A 25,627-nucleotide genomic window follows, 5' to 3' on the forward strand; every position below is an offset into this window, starting at 1 on the left:
TCGCCGTCTATGGCATTGCCTTTGCCGTGAGTCTGGCGATGGGCGGAAGAATGGGTGACAACTATGGTCGCCGCCGGGTATTTACGCTTGGCGTGGTGGTTTTTGGCCTTGCTTCGCTGTTATGCGGTGTGGCGGATTCTGTCTGGCTGCTGCTTGTTGCCCGTGGCCTGCAGGGCATCGGCGCGGCAATGGTGGTACCGCAAATTCTCGCCACGCTGCACGTTTGCCTGCACGGTCGCGCTCATGCCCGCGCCATCGGCCTTTACGGTGGAATTGGCGGACTGGCCTTTATTATCGGCCAGGTTCTGGGGGGGTTTCTGATTGCGGCTAACCTCGGTGGCTATGGCTGGCGCAGCGTTTTCCTGATCAATATCCCGCTCTGTGTGTTGATTGTGCTGTTTGCCGCTAAGAGCATCCCGGAAACCCAAAAATCGCAAAAGGTTTCCATCGATATGGCCGGAACGGTCTTGCTCGCCAGCGCCATTGGCTGTTTGTTAATAGCGTTAGCACTGGGGCCTCTGCTGCACTGGTCGTGGCCTTGCATCCTGCTGCTGGCCGCTTTCCCCATACTGCTGCACCGTTTGTGGCGGGTGGAAGTGAAGCTGGAACAGCAGAACGGGCATCCGCTGTTGCCACCAAGCCTGATGCGCCTGAACGGCGTGCGCTTTGGGCTTTCTATCGCCGTGCTGTTCTTCTCCTGCTGGAGCGGCTTTATGTTTGCCGTGGCGTTAACGCTTCAGTCCGGCCTGGGAATGACGCCCTTCCAGTCTGGTAATGCCTTTATTGCTTTAGGCGTGGCGTATTTTATTGGGTCACTCTGCACAACGCGGCTGGCAGACAAAACAGGCAAGCTCGCCATGCTGCTGACCGGTTGTGGGATTCAAATGACCGGGCTGCTGGCCTTGGTGGCCACGTTCAAATTCGGCTGGCCAGAGGTTGGGGTTTATGCGCTGATCCCGGCAACGGCGTTAATAGGTTTCGGCCAGTCATTTATCGTCAGCTGCTTCTATCGAATTGGCCTGTCCGATGTTCCCAAGGATCATGCTGGCGCAGGCAGTGCGATGCTTTCAACCGTTCAACAGGCCGCGTTCGGTCTGGGCCCAATGCTGTTGGGAACCGTTTACAGCCAGGTGTTGCAGCAACATGGCAGTTATCAGGATGCCGTATTGATGACGCTGGCCGCGGAATGGATCGTAATGTTGCTGCTGGTGGTCAGGGCGGTGGCAACCCGACGGAGTTTGCAGGTTCAACCAGGCTAGAGATCGCACCGACGTAGAATGAACAACATAAAGAGCCCTGAGGGCTCTTTTTCGTTCCAGATAAGACGTTATCCGCGCAGGTAAAAGACCTTTGCTGCCTTTTTATTGGCGATGAGTCCGACTATTATTCTGATTTACAAAAAAGGGCACTTTTTCAGTGTCTTCTGTCGGATAAATAAAACACAATACGCAGGTAACTTCTTTGATTCCGCCCGATGTGGAATTAACTTTCCATCAACATGTCGTTAACTCCAATGCAATCAACCAATCCTGTTTCACGCAAAACAGCGTGGCTGCGTGTTTTCATGTTAGCCATTGCCGCGTTTATTTTTAATACCACCGAGTTTGCTCCGGTAGGTCTGCTGTCCGATATTGCGGCCAGTTATTCCATGAACACGGCACAGGTCGGGTTGATGCTGACCATCTATGCCTGGGTCGTGGCTTTGCTGTCCCTGCCGATGATGCTGTTGACGCGAAATGTTGAGCGGCGCTTCCTGCTGATTGCGATTTTCACCCTGTTTATCGCCAGCCACGTGCTCTCTACTTTTGCCTGGAGTTTCAACATTCTGGTGTTGTCACGTATCGGGATAGCCTTGTCCCATGCCATTTTCTGGTCAATCACCGCTTCGCTGGCGATCCGCGTTGCGCCCGCAGGGAAAAAGACTCAGGCATTAAGTATGCTGGCGACAGGAACCGCGCTGGCAATGGTATTAGGCCTGCCAATTGGCCGCCTGATTGGCCAGTATCTCGGCTGGCGTATTACCTTCGGCGTGATTGGACTGGTGGCATTGATAACCCTGCTGTGCCTGGCAAAATTATTGCCTAAGTTGCCGAGTGAGCACACCGGCTCACTGAAAAGTGTGCCGATGTTATTTAAGCGCCCTGCTCTGGTTTCGCTTTATTTGCTGATTGCAGTGGTGGTTACCGCGCATTATACGGCCTATAGCTACATTGAACCCTTTATTCAAAGCGTGGCTTCGATGGGCGCCAACTTTACCACCTTCCTGCTGTTGATCTTTGGCGCAGCCGGTATTGTCGGCAGCATCCTGTTCAGTACGCTTGGCAATAAATATCCGGCGGCATTCTTACTGGGTGCCATTGCGCTTATCACGTTATGCATGCTGTCACTCTATGTGTCGGCAACCCACTCGCTGGCGATATCAACGCTGTGTATTTTCTGGGGAATGGGCATCATGATTATTGGCCTGGCAGTGCAGGTTCGCGTGCTGGCGCTGGCCCCGGATGCGACTGACGTAGCCATGTCGTTACTCTCAGGAATTTATAACATTGGCATTGGCGGCGGCGCTCTGCTGGGGAATCAGGTCAGTTTGCATCTGGACATGCAGAATATTGGTTATGCTGGCGGCGCGATTGGCCTGTTATCTCTGGCCTGGTGTGCCTGGAGTATGCGGCGCTATCCGCAGTTGAGAATCAATGGCTAAGCTGTTTTGCAGGCAAAAAAAAACCACCTTTTCAGGTGGTTTTTTGTTTTGTTATTCCAGATAAAACACCGATTTGAGTTCGGCGCTGACCGGGCTGCCATCCGCGTTAGAAGGCATCAGTTGGCACATCGATTGCCACCAGCGCTGGCACACCTCGGTTTGTGCCACTGCATTCCAGCGTGCTTCTGATTCTATCTCCACCACGCCAAAAAGCAGATTGCGGGGGGCATCAAGAAAAATGCTGTAATGATGCGCGCCATGCTCCTTCAGGGTTTGTGCCAGTTCAGGCCAAATCGGATTGTGCCGCTGCTGGTACTCCTGATGTTTATCCGGATGAACCTGCATCACGAACGCTTTACGCAACATGAGAATGCGTTGCCTCCAGTGCCGCCTGCCACGGTTTGACGTTGAAACGTTCGCCCAGCGCTATCAGCTCTGCCGTGGTGATGCTCTGCTTCATCCCGCCCATCGACAGCACTTTCACCACCACCTCTGAGGATTTCTCAGCGGTATCAATCAGACCAAACGTCTCGTCCAGCGTTGGGCCTGCGCCGAAGATGCCATGGAAGGGCCACATCACCAGGCTGTGGGACGCCATCTGTTCTGCGGTTTTTTCGCCGATACCATCGGTGCCCGGCACCATCCAGGGCACAATGCCAACGCCATCAGGGAACACCACCAGACATTCGGTACTGCCTTCCCACAACAGGCGGGTGAAGCTGGCAGACTCCAGCTCGACCACATAACTCAGTGACATAAAGTGAGTGGCGTGGCAGTGCATAATCACGCGGTCTGCCCCGTTAGTGGCTTTGATGCGCACGCTGTGTGACTGGAAGTGTGAAGCCAGTTCAGAGGTTGGTAATCCGCCGTTGGTCAGTCCCCAGTAAATGCTGTAGGCACGGCCATCTTCGCTTACCCGCAGCAGCACCAGACTGTCGGCAGGATCAAGCTGAACGTTACGGAAGAATTTGCCAGAACCGGTGACCAGGAACCAGCAGTTCGCCAGCCCCGGCGCGGGTTGGGTCAGTTCTACGGTGCGGGGTTCACGATCGAAATCCTGAGCAAAAGGTTTCACCTCTTCGTCCAGCAAACGCAGGCTGACGTTACCGCCATTACGCTCATCCCAGCCCTTCAGCCACATGTCACTTGTTGCTTTAACCATGTCCTGCACAAACCAGGAATTCAGAATATTTTGCATGTTACGTCCTTAACGTTTGCTGAGAACTTGTTGTTCATAATGGCGGACATCGCCTAACCAACCGGCACCGGCTGGCACATCGTGACGCAGACAGTAGGCTTCCCATACGGCCTGCCACGGCAGAGATTTTTGCTCTTCATACAGCGCCATGCGAGTGGTGTAATCCCCTTCCAGCTCGAGCTTTTTCAGGGTGTCTACCGGCTCCAGCAAGGCACGCAACAGGGCTTTTTTCGCATTACGCGTTCCGATAACCCAGGCCGCGATGCGGTTGATGGAGGCATCGAAGAAGTCCAGGCCGATATGCACTTTGTCGAACAGACGCTGGCGAACAATCTCATTAGCAATCGCCTGGGTTTCATCATCCAGCGCCACGACGTGATCGCTGTCCCAACGGACCGGGCGGCTTACATGCAGTAGCAAGCGAGGGACATACAGCATGGCGGTGGAGATTTTGTCAGACACCTGCTCGGTTGGATGGAAGTGACCGGCATCCAGCGTCAGCGCCGTCTGGCGGCTGCTGGCGTAGCCGAGGCAGAATTCATTGGAGCCCACGGTGTAGCTCTCTGCCCCGATGCCGAACAACTTACTTTCTACCGCATCGTAGTGATGCGCAGGGTTCAGCTTTTCGCTGATGATGTCATCCAGCGAGTTCATCAGACGTTCACGAGGCCCGAAGCGGTCAATCGTTTGATCCTTCATGCCATCCGGCACCCAGATATTCATGATCGAAGGGGTTCCCAGCTGTTCACCGAAGGAAGCGGAAATTTTCCGGCTGGCCTTACAGTGATCGATCCAGTACTGGCGGATTTCCGGATTACTGTGTGCCAGGGTAAAGCCATCCTCACTCAACGGATGCGAGAAACAGGTTGGGTTGAAGTCCAGCCCCAGCTTGTTTTTCTTCGCCCACTCAACCCACTGGCTGAAATGCACTGGTTTGATGTCGATACGATCGACCGGGCTTTCTGCATCCAGATAAATAGCATGAAGATTCAGACGCTTTGGACCCGGGATCAGCGCCATCGCCTGATCTAAGTCGGCACGCAGCTCGGTGGCCGAAGTGGCTTTGCCCGGATAGTTACCGGTCGCCTGGATACCACCTGTCAACGCGCCCTGTGGGTTTTCAAAGCCTCTAACATCGTCCCCCTGCCAGCAATGCATGGAAACGGGCAGCTTATCCAGCTGGGCCATCGCGGCGTTGACATCAATGCCGATTTCAGCGAAACGCTGCTTCGCCAGCTCAAACGCCTGTTCGATTGCTCGGGTCATATACATAGCTCCTTTGCCTTGTGTGTCAGTGACTGGAAACGCGGCCAACTGCGGCGATAAACGTCACTGGCGTGAGGGGTGTAAGTTTTCAGAGAGAAGTTTTGTTTGATCAGTTTGCGCAGATGCGTGACATCATCGATGTCGCCGCTGGCAATCAGCTGGCTGCCAATGTTGCCCAGCGTAGAGGCTTCAATGGGCCCGGCGATAACCGGGATCCCGCAGGCATCAGCACACAGCTGGTTGAGCAACGGGTTCTGACAGCCGCCGCCCACGATATGTAGCCAGCTAAAGGCACTGCCACGCAGATCCTGAAGTTCGTGTAAAACCTGGCGATAAAACAGCGCCAGACTGTCAAAAATGCAGCGGGCAAGCGCCGCTGCGTCGGCTGGTGCAGGCATGCCTTGTTCAACGCAGGCATCCTGAATTTCCCGCACCATATTGGTTGGATTAATAAAGCGGTCGTCGTTGGGGTTAATTAATGAACGGCAGGCTGGCTGGCGCTCTGCGTCTTCGATCAGCGAACACAAGTCTTCAATGACCAGCTCACTGCACACGCGCTGGAGCAGCCACAGCCCCATGATATTTTTCAGCACCCGATAGCGCCCTTCGGCCCCGCCTTCGTTGGTGATATTCATCGCCAGAGCGGCTTCATCGGTGAAGGGTTGGAAGCTTTCAAACCCCATCAGCGACCAGGTTCCCGAACTCATCCACGCGGCATTGGTCCCGGCAACCGGCGCGGCCAGCACCGCACTGGCGGTGTCGTGGGTGGCTACAGCAATGACTGGCACTTGTTGCCCGCTGTTGCTGGTCCAGTGGCCGATTGGCGTACCAGGCTGCGAAGGCTTGCCAAACCAGTTGGCTTTCGCGCCCGTCCAGCGCAATAACGTTTCATCCCACTCGCCGCTATGGATGTTCAACAGCTGGGTGGTCGTGGCGTTGGTGTATTCCCAGTTCAGCTTGCCGGTCAGGCGATAGTGAAGGTAATCGGGGATCATCAGCGCATGCTGAACCTGTTCCAGCCACTCAGGTTGCGACTCTGTCAGGGCGCGTAACTGATATAACGTATTAAAAGGCAGGAACTGAATACCGGTACGTTGATAAATAACCGCGCGGGTTAACTCATCACAGGCTTGTTGCATCACGCCCTGTGTACGTCCATCCCGGTAGGCAACCGGCAAGCCCACTCTTTCACCCTGTTTATCCAGCAGAACATAGTCCACGCCCCAGGTATCAATGCCGATGCTGTCCGGCACAATCCCCTGTTCAACCAGCTTATTCAGCGAGGTGAGGATAAATGTTTCCAGCGCATCCACATCCCAGCACTGCCACTGATCCACCGTCACCAGACGGTTTACGCAGCGGGCAACCTCTTCCAGCTGAAGCTCGCCCGTGTGGGCATCAAAGCGGGCCAGCATCACACGGCCACTAGAGGCACCAAGGTCGATGGCAACACAATTTCGCAGGGTCATAACATGGGCTTCCTTTCAGTTCGATAGCCCCAGTCTAAAAGCCTGACAATCTGGCACCTTCCCGTAACTGCCAGCCGCTGTCGGCCGCTGGCAATCTGGCAAAGGTGAACGTGAATCAGCTCACACTTTTGTTTTTCCCTCGCTTTAGCCCCCAATGTGACACGCCGCGCAATTCTGCTATTCCCCTGCGTAATTCTTAGAAAAACAGCGCATTTACAGTTAATTACTGTCGAAAATTCAAGGTCAACGCCCAGCTGCGGACAGTAGACTTGCCCGATTACTGGCAAAGAGGACTGTTCATGACCGTATTACACAGCGTGGATTTTTTCCCGAGCGGCGGACTGCCGATAGCCATAGAACCGCGTGCCCCTCAGGGCGCTTTCCCTGAACACCACCATGATGATTTCCATGAAATCGTCATTGTCGAACAGGGTGCGGGTATCCATATCTTTAATGGCGAGCCCCGCCCTTTATGCGGTGGCTGCGTCTGCTTTGTTCGCAATCACGATCGGCACTTGTACGAAAATACCGACAAGCTGATCCTGACTAATGTGCTTTATCGTGGGCCGGAGGCCTTTCGCTTCGTAACAGGCTTCCAACATCTTCTGCCGCAGGAATCCGGCGGCAATTACCCCTCGCACTGGCGCATTGGCAATAAAGTGCTGGCACAGGCGAAAACGGTGATTGAGGCGTTGGCCAAGTCGTCAGACCCAACCAGTCTGGAAACTCAGGCAGAGCAAGAGATGCGCTTTATGCAGCTGCTGGTGTTGCTCCGCCGGGGATGCAGCGAATTACCGGATGACGATCAGGACAGCAGGATGCGAGGATTGCTTAACTGGCTCGCTGAACATTTCAGTGAGGAGGTTGACTGGGAAACACTGGCAAGCCGTTTCTCGCTGTCGCTAAGAACACTTCATCGCCAGTTAAAACAGCAAACGGGCAGCACGCCGCAACGCTATCTGAACCAACTGCGTCTGTTGCAGGCGCGTCATCTGCTGCGTCACAGTGAAATGCGCATTACCGATATTGCTTATCAGTGTGGATTTGGTGACAGCAATCACTTTTCTACACTGTTCAAGCGCGAGTTTGGCACCTCTCCGCGTACCATCAGACAAAATGATCTGTGAGGTGACCCTTGACTGCACCCCTTCGCCTGGCGAAAGCCGACTATTTCCCTTCTGAGCTAATGCCGGTGGCGGTCGCTGACCGCGCGCCGCAGCCCAGCTTCCCGCCGCATATTCATGAATTCAGCGAACTGGTGATCGTCTGGCGGGGTAATGGCCTGCATGTGATGAATGATAAGCCGTGGTTGATTACCTGCGGCGATCTGTTTTACCTGCGACCCGATGATTGCCACAGCTTTCAGTCGGTTAACGACCTGGTGCTGGACAACATCATCTACTGCCCGGAGCGGTTCAGTCTCGGCTTCGAGTGGAACAATTTCCTGCCGGAGAATGACGGAGCAGCCTGGCGACTGACTACACGCGGCATGGCGTTAGCACGGGGAGTGATTCAGCAGCTGACGCAGGAGAGCCGTAAAAGCGATCAGCTTTCCAGGCAACTCACTGAAACCTTGTTTTTGCAGCTGGTGCTTACGTTACAACGTCACCGTTATGCGGCAGACAGTGCCTGGCAGTTACCAGAAGGCGAGCAGTTAGATCTGTTAATGTCTGCTATTCAGGGACAGATTGCCACCCACTTTGACCTCAGTGCATTTTGCCATCAGCATCACCTTTCTGAACGCGCCTTGAAACAGCTGTTCCGCCAGCAAACCGGCATGACGCCGGGCCACTATATTCGTCAGCTGCAATTATGCAGGGCGAAGTATTTGTTGCGCAGCAGCGATTGTCTGATCGGGGAAGTGGCAGCGCGATGCGGCTTTGATGACAGCAACTATTTTTCGGCGGTGTTTACGCGTGAAACGGGGTTAACGCCCAGCGCTTTCAGACAGCAGTTTGAACAGGAACATCAACGTAAGACGCATTTTGCCCGACACGAAGAGTAAAATCCGCCGTTACAGACACCACTTCCCTGTGGTGCTGTAACTACTCAGAGCCTCCTTGCTCTGAGTTCCTCAGGATGCTCCTCAGGACATCAGGCCCATTCCCACGATATTGGCTGCCAGGATAATCACCGCACAGCCGCCGCAAAGTACGCTGACAGGACGACGACCCACGTTTTTCCACTCCTTCAATACCAGCCCTACCAGACCGCCACAAAGAACGTAGAAGCTCATGTGTAGCATCCAGCTGATGAAGTCATACTCAGCTGGAATGCTGGCGTGCCCCCAGGCATAGAAGAAGAACTGCAGATACCACATGATGCCACCCAGAACCGAGAGCAGCACGTTGCTGATCAGCAGGGATTTCGCCACAGAGAAATCTTTTTTGACCGACAGGTTCGATTTGGTTGCCAGACGAATGAAACAGTAGCCCAGGTTGACGATTGCGCCGCCGCCCATGATCACCACATAGCTTGGTAAGGCAGTATAAAGAGGGTCGATTCCCAGAGCAGCTGCCGCATCGTGCATGGGCTTTGCCGCATTCATCGCAAAGGACATCCCGGCCGAGAAGAAGCCGCACATCACCGCCAGAATCAGCCCCTTTTTCAGGTTGAACTCCTCGGCAGTAATGCCCATCGCACGCTCTTTTAATAAGCCAGCGCGTGAGACGATTATCACACCAATCAAAGCGACGAACACACCCAGCAGCGTCAATCTGCCGCCTTCAGAACCAAACAACTCAACGAAGCGGCCCTGCAGCAGCGGCGTCATGAGTGTACCCACTACCAACGTGATACCGATGGCAATGCCAATCCCCATCGACATGCCCAGATAGCGCATGGTCAGACCGTAATTGATATTCCCTATGCCCCACATGGCACCGAAGAGAAAGACAGGCAGTAGCTGAGAGAGAGAAAAGCTACTGTAATACCCCCAGAAGTTTGGCAGCAGTATTGCGCTTACAGCCCAGGGGAGAACGATCCAGGAAACGATACCGCCAACTGACCACATGGTTTCCCATGACCAGTGACGCACTTTTTTTAACGGAGCATAGAAGCAGGCAGCACTGGCCGCGCCCACCAGATGCCACAGGATGCCTGAAAGGATTGCTTGATTCATTATTATTTCCTTCGTAGGAGGGTGAGGTTCCCGGTATACGCAGTCTACGAAGGATCGAACCGCTGCCACCTTAGGCTGATTGCCCGCGCGGGTGAAAACCTGGCAAAATTCAGCGCCTCCTGCCGACCGCGATCACAAATCCCGTTTCTGATGTCCTTACGTGAAAATCCCCTCACCACCTGATAATCCCCTCATTTTTAAGCGTAAATTTGTTTTTACCCGATCCGTTACCGGGTTCTTTTTGATTCTGCCAACCCTGGCGGCTCAATGGCAGCCAGAGAAAGGTCATCGCGTGTTTCCTGCGGCAGTATTTTATAACGCAACATTTCATTAACCTCACCATAAAATAGTGTTTACGGAGAATTTGCCATGACCGCACGCCAACATCGCCTTTATATCAATGGCCAGTTTGTAGAAAACCGCAGCGGACGCTGGATTGATGTCATTAACCCCGCCACGGAAGAGTTGCTCTCTCAGGTGCCGGAAGGCAACCGTGAAGATGCCGATCGCGCAATTGAAGCCGCAGAGTCTGCGCAGGCTGGCTGGGAAGCTTTGCCAGCGGTTGAGCGTGGTCACTGGTTGCGTAAAATTTCTGCCGGCATTCGCCGCCGTGAAGCGGAAATTACCGCCACGATAGTGGCTGAAGGCGGCAAAACGCAGCAGCTGGCCCAAACGGAAGTGCTGTTTACCGCCGATTATCTCGACTATATGGCTGAATGGGCGCGCCGTTACGAAGGGGAGATTGTGCAGAGCGACCGGGTTAATGAAACCATCATGGTATTTAAAAAAGCCATCGGCGTGACCACCGGTATTCTGCCGTGGAACTTCCCGTTCTTTTTGATTGCCCGTAAAGCCGCTCCAGCGTTGATCACTGGCAACACTATCGTGATCAAGCCGAGCGAGCTGACGCCTAATAACGCCATGCTGTTTGCCGAGATTGTTGATGAGATCGGCCTGCCTGCCGGGGTATTTAACCTGGTCACAGGTTATGGACCGGAGGTGGGACAAGCGCTGGCCGCAAATCCTAAGGTTGGCATGGTCAGTCTGACCGGTAGCGTTAACGCTGGTATTGCCACGTTGAAAGCAGCGGCGCCTAATATCACTAAAGTTTCTCTTGAACTGGGTGGAAAAGCCCCTGCGATTGTGATGAATGATGCCGATCTTGAACTGGCAGTGAAAGCCATCGTCAGCTCCCGAATGATCAATACCGGACAAGTTTGCAACTGTGCGGAACGGCTCTATGTGCAGCAGGATGTTTATGACGAGGTGGTGGCTCGTCTGGCTAAGGCGTTTGCCGAAGTGACCAGCGGTGATCCTGCAATAAGGGACGACATCGATATGGGCCCATTAATTTCCGCTGATGCCCTGCTACGGGTTGAACAAAAAGTCGCGTTGGCAGTAGAACAAGGTGCGAAAATCGTGACCGGCGGCAAACGCAGCGGTGACCGGGGCTTCTTCTTCGAACCGACGCTATTGACCAACGTCACGCAGAAAATGACGATTGTGCAGGAAGAGACGTTCGGCCCCGTTCTGCCGGTTATCCCCTTCAGCACGCTTGAAGAGGCCATTGAAATGGCTAACGACAGCGAGTACGGCCTGACCTCTTCCATTTTCACCCGTGATTTGAACACCACTATGCAGGCGCTGAAACAGCTGAAATTTGGTGAGACCTATGTCAACCGTGAGCACTTTGAGGCGATGCAGGGCTTCCATGCTGGCTGGCGTAAATCCGGCATTGGTGGCGCAGATGGTCGCCACGGTCTTGAGGAGTATTTACAGACCCACGTGGCCTATCTGCAATCTCATTAATTCAGATTGTGTTTCCAGTAAAGAAGCAGCCGGTAGCGTTATACCGGCTGCAACCTGTCGTATCAGGCCATCCCGCATACATTCAGCCCCCTTATACCGCACTCCAGGAATAGTCCTATAGTTAAGCTGCGCTAACTATTCTTGATGATCGGGTGTGATCCCGCTTATTTTACCCTGTATTGCTTATCAATTACCCCCCCATAAAAGCCAGTCTTCGCGCCATGTTGCCTGAAATGGGGCCTCTGAAGCGGGAAAAGAAAAAAGCAATTATTAGCACCATTTATTACTTGCACGATTTATCCAAAATTAATTAAAGATACAGGTACAGGAAATTCCTAAACTAATTAATGTTGTATTTTACATATGGCAATAAATGATTAAATCGGGTTAATGTATCACCTCACACAGAGCACATTTGAGCTTATGTGTTGAAAGAAAGACGCACACAGCAATTTCATTACAGAGAGGCCAATAAAGGCCCAATGATTAAATCCATCAATAAAATATTCTAAAAATGGATATGCTCCCTGCCCCTCACCGTTCTGCGGTGAGGGGTTTCCTCCACAGCATCGGGGTCATTTACATGAAAAACAATTTACTCTCTATTACCTGGCTGCATGCTGCAGCCTGTTTGCTGATAGTACTCTGCAATGCAGAAAGTTTTGCCGGTAAATTAAGTGAAGTGAAATTTTCAGGTCTTGCCGGTTATGGTTCTTCTATTGGTCAATTAGGTGTATTTCTTTTTTTTATGAGCAGCGGCTATCTGATTTCAAGTTTGCACTGGAATGATTTTGCTGAAGGGAAAGTTATTCCTTTTATCAAAAAAAGGCTGGTTAAAATATTACCGGTGTATTATTTATTCACCTTAATAACAATTATCTTCTGGATTATTCAACCCGCCTGGTTTCCCTCTACTACCATAGGGCCTGTTGATAACCTTCTGTCACTCCTCTTTATTCCGTCAGTGTATATCAAAGAGCTGGGTTCGCTGACCCCTGTGCTCTCGGCGGGCTGGATACTGTGCTATGAAATGCTATTTTATCTCATCTTTTCAGTAGGATTGCTGCTGGCGCGCCGTGCCGGACTGACCTTCATTTTTCTCAGCGTGATCGTGCTTGCCGCCACCAGTTTATTGCTGAAGAGCGACAACCTTTGGGTCCATTTTTATACTAACCCGATTATGCTTTATTTTCTGAGTGGCGTTTTCTGTTACGCCTTACAGCCAAGGCTGAGTACACCCTGGTTCCACAGTGGCTACTCCCTGCTGATGGTCGGCTTCCTGGTAATCGTTTCTACCCTGCTGTTGCAAGGCTTCACGCAGCTTATCGTGTTGACCCTGAGTTTCTTTATCCTGACGTTTTTCAGCTTCCGTATCGGCAAGTCCTCTTCCACTGGGAAAGTATTAACCGCTGTGGGCATGGCTTCCTATTCAATTTATGTCTGTCATCGACTGTTAATGGGCGCGCTTGAAGAGATTCTTCATTTCTTCATTCCGGTAAGCAGCGGTCAAATAATGCTTTACCTGGCGATGGCCATTTTACTGGTTGGCTCAGTCGGGGTGGGTTACCTGGTCTACTGGATAATTGAACGCCGTGCTTCAGTGATCCTTCAGGTAAAAGCCGGATAAAAATCCATAAAAGTGCACCTCCAATTGCTCGTTTACCAGCGGGCAATAGAGGTGCATTTGATCGTTATGCCCTGATGCTTTTCAGGGACTGGGTTTTAAACAGCGCCCAGCCGCTCACCAACGCCAACACCATCAAATAATAGCTGGGTGCTAAACTCGTCCCGGTGGCGGTAATCAACAAGGTACAAATCAAAGGGGCAAACCCACCAAATACGGTCACAGCGATGTTATAGCTGATGGCCATACCGCTGGCTCTGGTGGTCATCGGGAACAGATCGGCCATCATTGAAGGCACCGTTGAGAAGTAAATCGACTTCAGCAATGCCATCCAGCCCACCAACAGCAGCAGCATCCCCGCAGTAGGACGATTAACCACCAGCAGGAAGGCCGGATAAATCGTCAGGATCAGCAGCCCAAGCGATCCCCACATCAGCGGCCTGCGCCCTATTTTCTCGGCCCAAAGCCCCATGATCGGCGTCACCACCGTCAGGATCACTCCGGCCAACAAGGTGGCACTGAAAGCCGCCGTTCCCGAAAGGTGCAGGCTTTTAGTGGCGTAAGTTGGCACATAATTCAGCATGTAATTGATCCCTGTCGAGATCACCATCAGGCCGATCGCCATCAGCATTAAACTCTTTTGCTGGCCAGCCAACATTTTCAGCGGCGAATGAGTTTTCTCCAGCGCAACGAAACTGGCTGGTTCATGCACATGGCGGCGTATATAGAGCCCGACCGGGCCAATCAATAGTCCAAAGGCAAAAGGAATGCGCCATCCCCAATCCTGGATCTGCGCTTCACTCAGCCACTGAGTCAGCCCCAGGCCAAACGCCGAAGCCAGCAACGTACTCGCTCCCTGGGTGGCAAACTGCCAGCTGGCAATAAACGCGCGGCGATGGGGGAAATGCTCCACCAGAAACGCGGTAGAACTGCCAAACTCGCCACCAGCAGAGAAGCCCTGAATCAGGCGAGCCAGCAGGATCATGATCGGCGCAATCATACCGAGGGTGCCATAAGAAGGCATCAGTACAATGATCAGCCCGCCAACCATCATCAGCGTCATCGACAGCATCAGCGCTTTTTTCCGGCCTGCGCGGTCAGCATAGGCACCCAATACAATCGCCCCTAATGGCCGGATCAAAAATGACACGCCAAAGCTGCCGAACGTCAGCAACAGCGAGACGGCAGGATCCTGGGTTGGGAAAAAGGCATGGGCGATGTAACTGGCAAAGAAACCGTAAACCGCGATATCAAACCATTCGAGTGCATTACCCACGCAGGTGGCAAACAAGGTTTTATACAGGTTAGGCGTAGTGCTCAGGGTTTCAGCCTGTGGCTGAGTGAGGCTGCTCATACCTTCCCCTCCCGCTGCTGATACTGATGATGACTGGCCAGCAGCTGCGCGCCCTTCTCGCCCAGTTCCCAGAACAGCTGAGTCATCATTTGCAGCCCTTCGCGGGCGATGGATTTCAGCATGTGTTCATCCACCGCATGTTGTCCGCAGGAGGGATAAGAGTGTGGGACCCATAACGTCGGCAAGCCGAGGACATTCGCGAAGACATCATTTGGCAGCGAGCCGCCCAGATTGGGTAACAGCGCCGGTTTTTTGCCGCTGGTGGTCGCCATCGCCTCAAGTGCCCAATTAACCAAAGGATCCTGCGGGTTTAACCTTGTGGCTGGGGACCCTCTCAGGACCTCAACCTCAACCTGTGGGAACCCATGGAGGTCAAGATGCTCGCGCAGATGCTGAGCGATATTTTCCCAGTCGGTCCCGACCACAAAGCGCAGCTGGCAAACCGCAGTGGCTTTCGCTGGAATGGCATTCATCGGGCGCGCCGGGTTACCGGTCAGGAAAGAGAGCACTTCAAACGTGTTCCAGCCATATAAACGCTCGGTCGGCGTCAGACCGGCTTCCCCCCAGTTCACCTCAATCTGCGGGCCATCAGTGCTGTCCAGCACATCGATATCGCTGAGGATTTTCCGCACTTCGGCTGAAATGGCCGGAGGCTTAAGGGCCGCAACCTGAAGCTGCCCGTGTTGATTGACCAGACAGGCCAATGCGTTAGCAAGCTGAGTGCCTGGATTAGTCAGCAATCCTCCCCAGTTGCCTGAATGATAGTCGCGGTCACGCGCAGTGATATTCAGCCTGACGTTAACCGCGCCACGGGAGCCAAGGAACAGCGTTGGACGTTCCGCATTCAGTCTTGGGCCATCAGAAGCGATAAAAATATCGGCGCTCAGCAACTCAGGGTTTTCAGCACAAATTTGCGCCAGCCCAGGCGAGCTGATCTCTTCCCCCATTTCAAACAGAAACTTGCAGTTAAAGCCTAAATTACCGCCACGCGCGGCAGAGATCTGCTCCAGGGCGGCGATGTTTACCGAGTGCTGCCCTTTATTATCCGCGCTGCCACGACCATACCAGCGATCGCCCTCTTCCGTTAGCCGCCACGGATCGAGCCCTTCGCGCCAGTTTTCATCATCCCCAAACACCACATCACCATGCCCGTAGCAAAGCAGCGTAGGTAATGAGGCATTTTCAATTCTGCTGGCCAGCAAAAATGGCCTTGCCTCTGCCTGAGGATTCTCAAGCTGGGTTAGCGTAAAACCCAGCGATTGCATCGCCGGGGCGATCTCCTCGTCATAATAGCGTTGCAGCTCAGGATCTCGATCGTTTCGTTGGCTCTCTGAGCGGAAGGCCACGCGCCTGGCCAGCACCTGTTTAAATTCGCCGCTGTCGAAATACGCTGTAGCCTGCGCCACCGCCTGTTCACCCGTCATATTCCCGCCCGTTGTGTTTGCTGATTTGTTGTTATGTTCTGCTTCCATCTAAGCTAAAATCGGGGTTTGCTACAATCATCAAAATATCAAACTAGCTTTGCTTTAAAAGCAAAGCTACCTTGCACAACCAGGCGGCATGCACCATCAGAAGGCAAAACGATGCACAGTACTGAAATCCGGTATTTTCTGGCCGTTGTGAATAGCGGTTCGTTAAGCGCGGCCAGCCAACAACTGTTTGTTGCCGTCTCGGCTATCAGTCGCCAGATCCAGAAACTGGAAGCCGAAATTGGGGCACCGCTGTTTGATCGTCATGCTCGTGGCATGGTGCTGAACGACGCCGGTAAGATCTTTGAACATCATGTGCGCAGAAGCCTCATGGGCATGGAACATGCGATGGCGGAGATCAAAGGCCTGAAAGCCGTCAGACGCACAGCGCTGCGCATCGCCTGTACAGATGGCATGGCTTTCAGTCTGCTGCCCACGCTTTGTTCGCAGTTTCGCCACCTTCATCCTTCGGTCAGTTTTAATCTGACGGTTGGCAGCGCGCTTGAAGTGGCCGAGTTCCTTCGCCAGGGTGAGTGTGACGTGGCTTTTCAGTTCAGTCTGCATCCTGAACGTGGCGTTGATGTGGTGGCGTCTTTCCCAGCGCCGGTGTTAATTGTGATGCACCAGTCACATCCGCTGGCTAAACAGGCTTTCACCCTGAAGGATTTGCAGGCTTACCCGGTGGCATTGCCCGATCAGGGCACCACGGTCCGACAGTTGTTTGAGCTCTCCTGCCAGATGAGCGGAACGTTTATCGAGCCGGCAATCACCTGCAATAATTTCAGCACGCTCTACTTTTTCCTGCAGCAGAACCCGCAAGCGGTCACCATCTGTAGCCAGTTTACCGTGCTGTATCAGGCGAAGGAGCACGGTCTGGCGTTACGTTCCATCGGTATCGATCAGCTCACTCAACGCACGCTTCAGGTACAAACGGTGAATGGCCGCCAGCGTTCTGCTGCCCTGAATTTGTTTCTCTCTTATGTCAGTGAACAACTGCAGCAGCAGAACGCTGTTTTCCGCAGCGAGTATGGCTTCTGAGGGGTAAGTTATTTTCATACTGGCGGCAACAGCAAAGCCTCTAGCGAATCTCATTAACGTACATAAAATGCTCGGTACTGAAGCGATGATGAGCGAGGATTACCGGAACCGCGCTCTGGTCGAAGGAGATTTCATCAATGACCATAATCGCGTGCGGTGCCTTCAGTTCCAGCAGGCTTAGATCTTCTTCTGTCGCTAAGGTCGCGGTAATTTGCTCTCTGACCGCTGCAACCCGCAAATCGTAGCGCTCAAGCAGAAAGCGGTATAACAATGGGGGCAGTTTATCCGCTGGCGGGAAGTCGACTAGCCGCGCTGCAGGCAAGACCAACGTTTCATGCATCGCCGCAATCCCTTCCACTCTGCGCACACGTTTCAGTCGGATAACTGCCGCTAACGGTTCAATCTGCAATTTTTCCGCTTCGTTTACGGTTGCCTCGCTCTGCTGATAGTCCAGCACCTGAGTGAGCGAGTGCAACAGACCCCCCTCTTTCCCATGCAGCCGGAAATACTGAAAGAAATAACTCAAATTATGCAGCGGAGCCCAACCTGTTACCACGGTGCCAGTTTTTCTTCTGCGCATCAGCATTCCCTCCGTGGTCAACGCGGCCAGAGCTTTGCGGATGGTACCCACAGAGACGCCAAAGTCTGCGGCAAGGGCATTCTCGCTTGGCAAGACCGTGCCCGGAGCCAGTTCGCCCAACAGTATCGATTCGCTGATATGCCGCTTAACCACTTCGTACAGCGGCGCCCCTTCTCCCTCCGATAATCGGCTGAAATTGCTCATTCCCTGTTCGTCCTTTGCTTTACCTGTCATAGGAATTCCTTTGTTGACCTGCGTCGTTAACTGCATTATCTATAAACTATATAGAAATACAACAAGGCAAATGCGATGCACAATAATTCCTCCTTTTCAGCTGCGCTGGCGTCAATAGCCGCGGATTCAGCCACTCTGCTCTCTGAGATGGATCAGATGTTGGCTGTGGATACCTGCTTCCCTCCGGGAGCGGGTTACGGGGAATTTGCCGATTTAATGGAAAACCTGCTCGCTCCCTTGGGCTTTTCCTTTCAACGCATCTCGGTTCCTGAACCACTTTGGCAAACACCGGATGGCAGCGCTCAGGGAGAACGCATAAACCTGCTCGCCAGTTTGCCTGGTGACGCGCCAGAGAGCTGTAATCTCTACTTTCATGTTGATACTGTTCCGCCAGGCGATGGCTGGACTGTTCCCCCGCTGGCATTAACTCAGCAGGACGGGAAGTTGCTGGGCCGTGGCAGTGCAGACATGAAAGGCACAATCGTAGCAACGTTAGCTGCCCTGCGCGCTGCGCAAAAACACCAGCTCAAACTGCGGTTTAATCCGGTGCTGTTACTTTGTACTGATGAAGAAGGCGGGCTTTATCCCGGCATTCGCTATCTGGCGGAACAACAGCTGTTTAGCGGCCACATGTTGAGTTTCAATGGCGGCGCAGTGCCACGCATCTGGTCAGGCTGTTTTGGCAGTATTGATGTACTGATTGACATCACCGGTCGATCTGCTCACTCCGGTGATCCTGTTGGCGGTATCAATGCCATTGAAGAGAGTTTGCCGCTGCTGAATGCGCTTAACAGCTTGAAACAGCAGGTTGAGCAGCGCCAGTCAGCGATGCCTTCGCCACCGCATTATCAAGGCAAGCCTTTGACCTCACGCCTGACGATGGCTTCAGCGCGCGGTGGCAGCAAAGGCTCGACAATTCCAGCCCGGTTCGAGCTGCTGGTAAACCGCCGTTATGCTCCAGAAGAACCTTTTGAACAAGTCTGGCAGGAGCTGAATGAGTGCATCAACAGCGCCATGACAGACAGTAACGCACTCAACGTCGCAACCCATTTGATCGGCCATCTTGCGCCGGTAAGCGATCCGACCGGGCCTCACTGGCCGCGCTGGCAGTCTGCACTGAGCCTCGGTTTTGGCTTTGACGCAAACGATTTCGCTGCCTGGGGATCGTCCACCAGTTCCGATATGGGCTGGGTGCAACAGGCCGGCGTTCAGGAAATTTTACTCGGCGGGCTTGCCCGACCAGATAACCGGATCCATGCCGCTGATGAGTTCACCACGCTGGCCGATGTTGTCGCCCTTTCGCAGTCCATTCTGGCCTATCTGGCCATTGATTTTTCGCCAACCCAGGGTTCTTCCACTTTGCCGTGAGGAAAAGAGTATGTGTGCAATGAAAGAGATTAACCGCCGTCAGTTTATCGCCAGCTCAACCGCTCTGACTGGAGCAGCACTGGTTCCCTGGTCTTTTACCGCTTCGGCGGCTACGGCCAGCAGTGAAACGCCGGGCGGCACCCCGCGTAAAGGGGGCATTTTGCGCATCAGCGTTGACCAGGCTGTCAGTATGCTCAATCCACAGCAGGCCAGGGTCAACCCTGAGTATCTGTTAAGCGAGTTGCTGTACAGCGGCCTTACTCGCCTGACCCAGCAGATGAAAGCAGAAGCGGATTTAGCCGAGTCATGGCAGGCCAGCGCTGACCTGACCGAGTGGACGTTCAAACTGCGCAGCGGGTTGAAGTTCAGCGACGGTTCTCCGCTGACCGCGAAAGATGTGGTTGCCAGCATTCAGGCGATCCTCGACCCGAAAAATGCTTCTCCTGGGCAGCACAACATCGGGCCAATTAAGAGCATCAGCGCCAATGGCGACAGCTCGGTGCTGATTGTCACTGAAGCCCCGTATGCCGATTTGCCGGTGATGCTGGCTTATCCCGATGCAAAAGTTTTACCTGCGGCAGTGGCGTCAGGTCAGTTGGATAAGCTGAATAAAGAAGCCTTCGGGGCCGGGCCTTTCAAGCTGGTCTCGTTCGACCCTGAACGAAAAATTGTCGTTAGCCGCAATCCGCATTATTACGATCCAGCGCGCCCTTATCTCGATGGCGTGGAGATAGTGGTTTATCCCGATGCCCTTGCCGAAGGCTCTGCCTTGATTGCCGGAGACACGGACTTAATGCTGTCCGCACAGGCCAGTGAATTTGATCGCCTGTCTAAGGCATCGGGTGTGTTGACTCTGCGAGTCTCTTCTGGACAGTTCCTTAACATCAATTTGGGCTGCGACCAGAAACCTTTTAACGATGTTCGCGTTCGTCAGGCTCTGGCGCTTTGTGTTGACCGTTCAGCAACCGTCGACTTTGTAGCGAACAGCTACGGGACGCCGGGGAATGACACGCCAATCAACGCGGCTTATCCCTTCTATAAAGAATTGCCTTTAAAAACGCCTGATTATGCCAAAGCGAAAGCGCTACTGGCTGAAGCTGGGTATCCTGGCGGCCTGGACCTGACCCTGGTGGCCTCTGATAAACCGTCATCGCGTACCCAGTTGGGGATTGCCCTGCGTGAAATGGTGAAACCCGCAGGTTTCCGCGTCAATGTGCAGACTATGGCCCACAGCACCTATCTGGATCAGGTGTGGAAAAAGGGTAACTTCTACGTCGGTTTCTACAACATGCAGCCAACGCCTGATGCCGTGTTCTCGCTGCTTTATACCTCCACGGCCTCATGGAATGAGACCCGCTGGAACAATGAAGCTTTCGATAAGGCTGTAGCTGCTGCGCGTGAAACCAATGATGAAGCCAAACGCGGCCAGTTATACGGCCAGGCACAGCAACTGATGCACGATGAAGTGCCTTCCGTTATCCCGGCCTTCTTCGACCTGCTCGCTGCCAGCCGCGACTACGTGGGCGGCTATCATTTGCATCCGCGTGGCGCCGTGTTCCGTCTGGATCACACCTGGCTGACCGCCAAAGCCCCAGTGCGTAAGTAAGGAGTTGCTGTGACCGCAAGTTATCTGCTGAAACGTTTGCTGCTGGTGGGCTACACGTTACTGATTGTGTCGCTGCTGGTGTTTGGCATCACCCAATTGCTGCCCGCCGATGCGGCTGTGACGTTGCTGGGACAAAATGCCACGCCAGAAGCGTTAGCTGCCGTGCGGGCACGACTTGGTCTGGATGCGCCAGCCTGGCTGCAATACTGGCACTGGCTCTCCGCCGCCTTGCATGGCGATCTTGGGAGGTCCATGCGCAACGGAATGCCTGTCGCGCCGACATTGCTTACCGCCCTTTCCCGATCGCTACTGCTGGCAGTCTGTGCACTGGTGCTGATGCTGGTCATTGCCATTCCTCTGGGGATTTGGGCCGCGGTCCGTCGCGGTAAAATGGCCGATGTGCTGGTCAGCGTGCTCTCTTATATAGGCATCTCTTTCCCGGAATTTGTTACCGCAACCCTGATGCTGTTGCTGTTTGCCGACGTCTGGCAACTGCTACCCGCCACCGGATATGTGCCGCTAACTGAAGATTTCTGGGGAGGCGTCAGTCATCTGATTTTACCTTCACTCACCGTGGCCCTGATCCTGGTCGCGCATGTTTCCCGCATGGTGCGTTCTGAAATGGTCGATGTGCTGCAAACCGACTATATCCGCGCGGCCTGGCTGAAGGGGCTGCCAAGAAAGCGCATCCTCTGGCGTCATGCCTTACGCAACGGCCTGCTGCCCACCATCACCATTGTGGCGCTGGATGTGGGATATCTGCTGGGTGGCATCGTGGTGGTCGAAGAGATCTTCGCCATTCCTGGGATAGGTCGCGAATTGATTGTCGCCGTTCAGGCCCGCGATCTTCCCACCATCCAGGGCGGCGTGCTGCTGCTGGCCGCTACCTACTCGATAGTGAATTTCCTGGCCGATCTGGCCTATGTAACTCTGGATAAGCGGATCTCCTATGCCTGATTTACTCAAGCGGCTTTTACGTTCACCGCAGGGCGCGGCTGGCCTGTTTATTCTGCTGTTAGCTCTGCTGATGGTGTGTGGCGGCTCGCATATTGCTCCTTATGACCCGGAAGCGATCTCCATTTTGGCTCGCTACAAAGCCCCAAGTCTGACGCACTGGTTTGGTACCGATCAGCTGGGCCGGGACCTGTTCAGCCGGGTAATGGTCGGGGCTCGCGCCACAATTTTATTGTCGGTTCTGGCGACCGTGCTGGCGATGGTAATTGGCTCTGTTGTTGGCACGGCAAGCGCCTATCTGGGCGGAAAAATCGATGAATTTTTGATGCGTACCATGGATGCAGTGATGTCGATCCCCAGCCTGCTTTTCGCCCTGTTAATTGTCAGCACGCTTGGGCAGAGCAGCCTGAACGCGGTGCTGGCTATAACCATCGCTTTTATTCCAGGCATGGTACGCATCGCTCGTAGCGTAGCGCTTGCCTCCCGCCAACAGGATTATATCCATGCGGCTACGGCTCGCGGAGAAGCTGCGCACTACATCATTCTGCGGGAAATGTTGCCAAATATTGTGGCGCCCATCGTGGTGGAAGCCACCATCCGTGTGGCCTTTGCCATCATGCTGTTTGCCACGCTCAGCTTTCTTGGGTTGGGCGCGCAACCTCCGCAGCCAGAATGGGGCCTGATGGTGTCAGAGGCGCGAGCCTGGTTCTTTAACGCGCCGTGGATGATGTTGATACCTGGACTGGCGATTGCTCTGGTCGCCATTGGTTTTAACCTGCTGGGCGATGGCCTGCGCGATGTGCTGAACCCAAGGAGCCATTGATGACTCTTCCTACTGCTGATGCGGTCCTTTCAATTGACCATTACAGCCTGGATTACCTGCTGCCTGGCGGAAAACTGCTGCATGTTTTGCAGGACATTTCACTGCAAGTAGGACGCGGCGAAGTGCTTGGGCTGGTGGGTGAGTCCGGTTCCGGCAAAACCACGCTGGGTTGGGCAATTATGCGCTGGCTGGCGGCCAATGCTCGCGAAAGACAAGGCAGCATTACCTTATCTGGCGTCGATTTACGGACGCTTTCCGCGCCAGGGTTGGCCGGGTTGCGCGGCGGCAAACTGGGGATGATTTTTCAGGATCCCAGCGCTTCATTAAACCCCACGCTGACGCTGGGCGAACAGGTTACGGAAGTGCTCAGACGCCATCGCCAGTTAACGGCGAAAGAGGCCCAGCAACTCGGTGAAACGTTATTAAGTGACGTGGATTTAAAGAACCCGGCACAGATGATGAAACGCTATCCTCACGAAGTGTCAGGCGGGGAAAAGCAACGCATTCTGATTGCGACAGCTTTTGCCTGCCAGCCGGAATGCCTGATTTTTGATGAACCCACCACAGCGCTGGATGCCATCAGTTCGGCACAAATTCTGAAGTTGTTCGCCCGCCTGCGAGAAGAAACGGGTGTCGCCTCGTTATATATTTCTCACGACCTTGCGCTGGTTTCCCAGGTAGCTGACCGTGTCTGCGTGCTGGAGCAAGGCAGAATTGTTGAACAGGCCGAGGCTTCTCAGCTATTTCATTCACCGCAGCATGAGTACACACGCAAGTTGATTGCCGCGGTGCCTGACCCGACTCAACGGTTAATCGCTGCCGAAAAAACCGCTGTTCACCCTTTGCTGTCGCTGGAGAAGGTCACCATTGATTATGGTCGTCACGGCTTGCTGGAAAAGCTTCTGCGCCGGAAAGCCAATACCACACGAGCCGCTTCTGACGTTTCCCTTACCGTTCATCAGGGCGAAATCGTCGGCGTTATTGGCGAGTCAGGTTCGGGTAAATCCTCCCTTGCCAGGGCGCTAACTGGATTGGTGCCCTTCAGCGGTCAGGTCGATTTTAGTGGCTATACGATCTATGGCCGCCAGCAGATGGATAAAGAGTACCGCCGTCGGGTGCAGATGATCTTCCAACATCCCGATGCCTCACTGAATCCCCGGATGCGCATTGGCGAAATCATCGCCCGGCCATTGCGACTGTATGGCTTGCCTGAGGGGGAAAGTGAGGCTCAGGCTGTCGCTCGCTTGCTGGAAGAAGTTCGCCTTCCTGCGGCTTTCGCCAGTCGCTATCCGCATGAGTTATCAGGTGGGCAAAAACAACGCGTGGCGATCGCCAGAGCCTTCGCTCATCCGCCCGATTTAGTGATCTGCGATGAAATTACCGCAGCCCTTGATGTATCAGTGCAGGCCACGGTTATTGAGTTGTTGCTTGATTTGCGCCGCCGTTACGGCACAGCGTATCTGTTTATCACCCATGACCTGAACCTGATCCGCCAGATTGCCCACCGCGTGGCGGTGATGTATCGCGGCGATCTGCTGGAAGTCCTGCCTGGTGATGCGATGGTCGAACAGGCTAAACACCCTTATACCCGTGCATTGCTGGCTGCTGTTCACACGCCATCGGCGGTGCAATCCGTATGCCCTCTTGCTAATCAGATGAGTTGATCATGACACCAGAACAGTTACTTAAGCGCATTGACCCGGAATTCTGCCTGAATTTCCTGGCAAAAATGGTTCAGCAAAAAAGCTACAGCGCCACCGAAGGAGAGCGTCAGCTGGCGGAATATATGGCCGGACAAATGCGGGAATTGGGGCTGGAATCTCAGCTACAGCCTGTACCAGGCAACCGACTGAATGCAATAGGTATTTTACGCGGCCAGGGCGATGGCGGTAACAGCCTGCTGTTCAATGGCCACCTTGATACCAATCCGGTGACTGAAGGCTGGACCGTCGATCCCTGGGAAGGCAAGATCGACGATGAGTTTATCTATGGCATCGGCGTATCGAATATGAAAGCTGGCGATGCGGCGTATTTCTGTGCGCTGAAAACCCTAATCGATGCTGGGGTAAAACTGAAAGGCGACGTGGTGCTGACCTATGTGGTCGGTGAACTTCAAGGTGGCATTGGCTCGATTGCCGCCATTGATCAAGGCATCAAAGCTGACTACTTTATAAACTCTGAGCCCACGGATCTGCAGGCGCTGACCCTGCACGCCGGTTCACTGATGTTTACCATTGAACTGACCGGGGATACGCGCCACCTCTCCAAACGTGAGCAGGCAGTGGATGCGATTATGGCCGCTGTAGAGCTTATTCCACAGATCAATGGCATGACGTTCAGCGGCGCGCAGAGTGACGAACACCTGAAGGTTAACCGGGGTCACATCGGGACGGTTCACGGGGCGCTTGGCCGCGAGCTTGAAGAGTGGCGACCGCCACAGGTAGCTGATTTTGTCCGTATGAAGGGATCCGCGCGATTCGCACCGGGACAAACTATTGCCGGTGTTCTTGCCGATATCCAGGCTGTATTGGATGCACTTTGCCTGAAACATCCGGGATTAAAAGCAACACTGTTTGATGACGGCGAGCGGGATAAACCCACCATGCTGCCCTTTGAAGTGTCACCAGAGTCACGCATTGTTAAGGCGATGAATCAGGCTTATCTGACCGTTCGTCAGCAGCCGCAGCCAACCGGCGTGATTACCCCACCAGCCTTTTATGGCACCGATGCCGCGCACTTCTATCAGCGTGCCGGGATGGAAGGCGTGGTCTGTGGGCCAGGCGGTAAATTCAATACCATGCCAGACGAGCGAGTCCACATTGTCGATTATCTGGATATGGTGCGGGTGTATCTTTTGGCCATCCTCGATATCTGTCAGCCAGTGGAGGAATAGACGCTGATGAACCTGCAAGCGCTAAACCGGTTACGCCAGAGGAGGGGAAGCGTTTTGGCAACCTGCCGGGGAAGTTGCAGGCTCTAAAATGGCGGCCCTTCTGAATAGAGGGCCGCACAG

The 25,627-nt window shown here is 53.9% G+C and carries 21 protein-coding genes; 13 read left to right on the forward strand and 8 right to left on the reverse strand.

Going from position 1 to position 25,627, the window contains the following annotated elements:
* Nucleotides 1-1,259 (forward strand): MFS transporter (locus WCC56_RS02160; RefSeq protein WP_424690802.1); only part of this gene is annotated, 1,259 nt, incomplete at its 5' end.
* Between the two features lie 254 nt (nt 1,260-1,513).
* Entirely contained in the window at nt 1,514-2,701 is a 1,188-nt protein-coding gene (locus WCC56_RS02165) for a sugar transporter (protein WP_424690803.1), read from the forward strand.
* Between the two features lie 51 nt (nt 2,702-2,752).
* On the opposite strand, the gene rhaM is transcribed toward WCC56_RS02165, so the two are convergent.
* Genes rhaM through rhaB form a run of 4 tightly spaced genes read right to left on the reverse strand, consistent with a single transcriptional unit; the run spans nt 2,753 to nt 6,634 of the window.
* Complete coding sequence (rhaM, locus tag WCC56_RS02170) at nt 2,753-3,067, reverse strand: L-rhamnose mutarotase (protein ID WP_424690804.1); 315 nt, start codon at nt 3,065-3,067, stop codon at nt 2,753-2,755.
* The gene (rhaD, locus tag WCC56_RS02175; protein ID WP_424690805.1) at nt 3,057-3,899 is read right to left on the reverse strand and encodes a rhamnulose-1-phosphate aldolase; all 843 of its coding nucleotides are present in this window, start codon (nt 3,897-3,899) and stop codon (nt 3,057-3,059) included. The genes rhaM and rhaD overlap by 11 nt, the downstream gene beginning before the upstream one ends.
* A gap of 9 nt (nt 3,900-3,908) precedes the next feature.
* Complete coding sequence (locus WCC56_RS02180; protein ID WP_424690806.1) at nt 3,909-5,165, reverse strand: L-rhamnose isomerase; 1,257 nt, start codon at nt 5,163-5,165, stop codon at nt 3,909-3,911.
* The gene (gene rhaB, locus WCC56_RS02185; protein WP_424690807.1) at nt 5,162-6,634 is read right to left on the reverse strand and encodes a rhamnulokinase; all 1,473 of its coding nucleotides are present in this window, start codon (nt 6,632-6,634) and stop codon (nt 5,162-5,164) included. Before rhaB ends, WCC56_RS02180 begins: the two co-directional genes overlap by 4 nt.
* Nucleotides 6,635-6,933: 299 nt before the next feature.
* Here rhaB and rhaS point away from each other — a divergent pair, with 299 nt between their 5' ends.
* Together rhaS and rhaR are read left to right on the forward strand one after the other, a co-directional pair.
* Complete coding sequence (gene rhaS, locus WCC56_RS02190) at nt 6,934-7,761, forward strand: HTH-type transcriptional activator RhaS (protein ID WP_424690808.1); 828 nt, start codon at nt 6,934-6,936, stop codon at nt 7,759-7,761.
* 8 nt (nt 7,762-7,769) lie between these two features.
* Nucleotides 7,770-8,639: an HTH-type transcriptional activator RhaR gene (gene rhaR / locus WCC56_RS02195; protein ID WP_424690809.1), complete on the forward strand. Its 870-nt coding sequence runs from the start codon at nt 7,770-7,772 to the stop codon at nt 8,637-8,639.
* Between the two features lie 81 nt (nt 8,640-8,720).
* Here the strand turns inward: rhaR and rhaT are convergent, their stop codons facing one another.
* Entirely contained in the window at nt 8,721-9,755 is a 1,035-nt protein-coding gene (gene rhaT / locus WCC56_RS02200; RefSeq protein WP_424690810.1) for an L-rhamnose/proton symporter RhaT, read from the reverse strand.
* Between the two features lie 369 nt (nt 9,756-10,124).
* On the opposite strand from rhaT, the gene aldA reads away from it, so the two are divergent.
* Nucleotides 10,125-11,564, forward strand: a complete 1,440-nt coding sequence (gene aldA / locus WCC56_RS02205; RefSeq protein WP_424690811.1) for an aldehyde dehydrogenase — start codon at nt 10,125-10,127, stop codon at nt 11,562-11,564.
* Between the two features lie 583 nt (nt 11,565-12,147).
* Nucleotides 12,148-13,191, forward strand: a complete 1,044-nt coding sequence (locus WCC56_RS02210; RefSeq protein ID WP_424690812.1) for an acyltransferase family protein — start codon at nt 12,148-12,150, stop codon at nt 13,189-13,191.
* A gap of 64 nt (nt 13,192-13,255) precedes the next feature.
* Here WCC56_RS02210 and WCC56_RS02215 read toward each other — a convergent pair whose 3' ends face one another.
* Together WCC56_RS02215 and WCC56_RS02220 are read right to left on the reverse strand one after the other, a co-directional pair.
* The gene (locus WCC56_RS02215; RefSeq protein WP_424690813.1) at nt 13,256-14,542 is read right to left on the reverse strand and encodes an MFS transporter; all 1,287 of its coding nucleotides are present in this window, start codon (nt 14,540-14,542) and stop codon (nt 13,256-13,258) included.
* The gene (locus WCC56_RS02220; protein ID WP_424690814.1) at nt 14,539-15,966 is read right to left on the reverse strand and encodes a M20 family metallopeptidase; all 1,428 of its coding nucleotides are present in this window, start codon (nt 15,964-15,966) and stop codon (nt 14,539-14,541) included. The genes WCC56_RS02215 and WCC56_RS02220 overlap by 4 nt, the downstream gene beginning before the upstream one ends.
* Before the next feature lie 159 nt (nt 15,967-16,125).
* Between WCC56_RS02220 and WCC56_RS02225 the strand changes: the two genes are divergently transcribed.
* The gene (locus tag WCC56_RS02225; protein ID WP_424690815.1) at nt 16,126-17,049 is read left to right on the forward strand and encodes a LysR family transcriptional regulator; all 924 of its coding nucleotides are present in this window, start codon (nt 16,126-16,128) and stop codon (nt 17,047-17,049) included.
* Nucleotides 17,050-17,089: 40 nt separating this feature from the next.
* Here WCC56_RS02225 and WCC56_RS02230 read toward each other — a convergent pair whose 3' ends face one another.
* On the reverse strand, nt 17,090-17,863 hold the full coding sequence (locus tag WCC56_RS02230) for a GntR family transcriptional regulator (protein WP_424690816.1): 774 nt from the start codon (nt 17,861-17,863) through the stop codon (nt 17,090-17,092).
* Nucleotides 17,864-17,938: 75 nt separating this feature from the next.
* Between WCC56_RS02230 and WCC56_RS02235 the strand changes: the two genes are divergently transcribed.
* Genes WCC56_RS02235 through WCC56_RS02260 form a run of 6 tightly spaced genes read left to right on the forward strand, consistent with a single transcriptional unit; the run spans nt 17,939 to nt 25,507 of the window.
* Nucleotides 17,939-19,231: a M20 family metallopeptidase gene (locus WCC56_RS02235; protein WP_424690817.1), complete on the forward strand. Its 1,293-nt coding sequence runs from the start codon at nt 17,939-17,941 to the stop codon at nt 19,229-19,231.
* Between the two features lie 10 nt (nt 19,232-19,241).
* Nucleotides 19,242-20,837, forward strand: a complete 1,596-nt coding sequence (locus WCC56_RS02240; RefSeq protein WP_424690818.1) for an ABC transporter substrate-binding protein — start codon at nt 19,242-19,244, stop codon at nt 20,835-20,837.
* Nucleotides 20,838-20,846: 9 nt separating this feature from the next.
* Nucleotides 20,847-21,794 (forward strand): ABC transporter permease, encoded by a 948-nt coding sequence (locus tag WCC56_RS02245; RefSeq protein WP_424690819.1) that lies wholly within the window; start codon nt 20,847-20,849, stop codon nt 21,792-21,794.
* A complete protein-coding gene (locus WCC56_RS02250) occupies nt 21,787-22,614 on the forward strand; it encodes an ABC transporter permease (protein WP_424690820.1) in 828 nt (275 codons plus the stop codon). The genes WCC56_RS02245 and WCC56_RS02250 overlap by 8 nt, the downstream gene beginning before the upstream one ends.
* Nucleotides 22,614-24,278 (forward strand): dipeptide ABC transporter ATP-binding protein, encoded by a 1,665-nt coding sequence (locus tag WCC56_RS02255; protein ID WP_424690821.1) that lies wholly within the window; start codon nt 22,614-22,616, stop codon nt 24,276-24,278. The genes WCC56_RS02250 and WCC56_RS02255 overlap by 1 nt, the downstream gene beginning before the upstream one ends.
* A gap of 2 nt (nt 24,279-24,280) precedes the next feature.
* Nucleotides 24,281-25,507: a M20 family metallopeptidase gene (locus WCC56_RS02260; protein WP_424690822.1), complete on the forward strand. Its 1,227-nt coding sequence runs from the start codon at nt 24,281-24,283 to the stop codon at nt 25,505-25,507.
* Nucleotides 25,508-25,627: the final 120 nt, after the last annotated feature.

The sequence above is a fragment of the Erwinia sp. genome (assembly GCF_049696395.1).
GTDB lineage: Bacteria > Pseudomonadota > Gammaproteobacteria > Enterobacterales > Enterobacteriaceae > Erwinia.